The 1,222-nt window shown below is 54.2% G+C and carries 1 protein-coding gene; it reads left to right on the top strand.

The window, feature by feature from the left end; genetic code table 11:
- Positions 1 to 996, top strand: a 996-nt coding sequence (locus HK25_RS12145) for an IS5 family transposase (RefSeq protein ID WP_233127828.1), incomplete at its 5' end; no start/stop codon positions are given.
- Positions 997 to 1,222: the final 226 nt, after the last annotated feature.

Below are 1,222 nucleotides of genomic sequence, written 5' to 3'. Positions count from 1 at the left end.
CTGCGGGATCTGTTCAACGGTCTTCGTTATGTAACCCGTTACGGTGTTGCGTGGCGGGCGATGCCGAACGATCGTCCGCCGTGTGATCCGGTGCTGATGTTCAAAATTCTGATCATCCAGACGCTCAACAATCTGTCCGACGAACGAACGGAGTATCTGATCAACGATCGTCTGTCATTCATGCGCTTCCTTGGCCTGGGGCTTTCAGATCGTGTTCCTGATGCCAAAACGGTCTGGCTGTTCCGTGAACGCCTGACACAGGCGGGTGCGATCGATAGGCTGTTCAACCGGTTTGACGCGACCCTGCGGAACGCCGGTTATCTCCCGATGTCAGGCCAGATCCTGGATGCCACACTGGTCGCTGCTCCCAAGCAGCGCAATACGAACGCTGAGAAAGCCGATCTTCGGGAAGGACGTATTCCTGAAGACTGGCAGGACAAACCCGCAAAGCTGTCGCACAAGGATCGTCATGCGCGCTGGACACTGAAGTTCACCAAGGCGAAGCGGCAGGATGATGGAACCATGCCATCCAGCGATCTTGCCATTCCGTTCTTTGGCTACAAGTCCCATGTTTCCATCGACCGGAAGTTCCGACTGATCCGAAAATGGAAGACGACAGATGCCGCCGCCAGTGATGGTGCGCGATTGCGAGAAGGGCTGCTGGATAAAACCAATACAGCCTCAGGCGTCTGGGCAGACACGGCGTATCGCTCAAAAGCCAATGAAGACTTCATGGAAAAGCAGGGCTTTGTCTCAAAGGTTCACAGGAAGAAGCCGCATCTCAAACCCATGCCACTCCATGTCCAGCGGTCCAATGCAGGAAAGTCCGTGATCCGATCCCGCGTCGAGCATGTCTTTGCTGATCAGAAATCGCAAATGGGTCTGTTCGTCCGAACTGTCGGTATCACCCGGGCCACCATTAGGATCGGCCTGGCCAATATCGTCTATAATATGCGTCGCTTCCTCTTCCTGGAGCGGATCAGCGCGAATGCATAGCAATCCAGCAGGGGCAGCACTCGATCTGCTCAAAATGCAGATCAAAAGTGACTCCAAAAACCGTCAATCAAATCGCCAAAAGCCTGAAATCACGAACCAAGCGCATCAACCAACGGTTCTTCGAACCCTCCCCTTCTGCTGCGGGAGGAGAGGGAGCTGTTAAAAAAAGGCGACACAGTTCTTCGCGAGCCAAAGGTCGTGAGGTTTGCCTTTATTGCTCGCTATC

The organism is Acetobacter sp. DsW_059 (assembly GCF_002153695.1).
GTDB classification, from domain to species: domain Bacteria; phylum Pseudomonadota; class Alphaproteobacteria; order Acetobacterales; family Acetobacteraceae; genus Acetobacter; species Acetobacter thailandicus.
The sequence above is the reverse complement of the archived record's forward strand: the minus strand, read 5'-3'. Positions and strand labels throughout refer to the sequence as shown.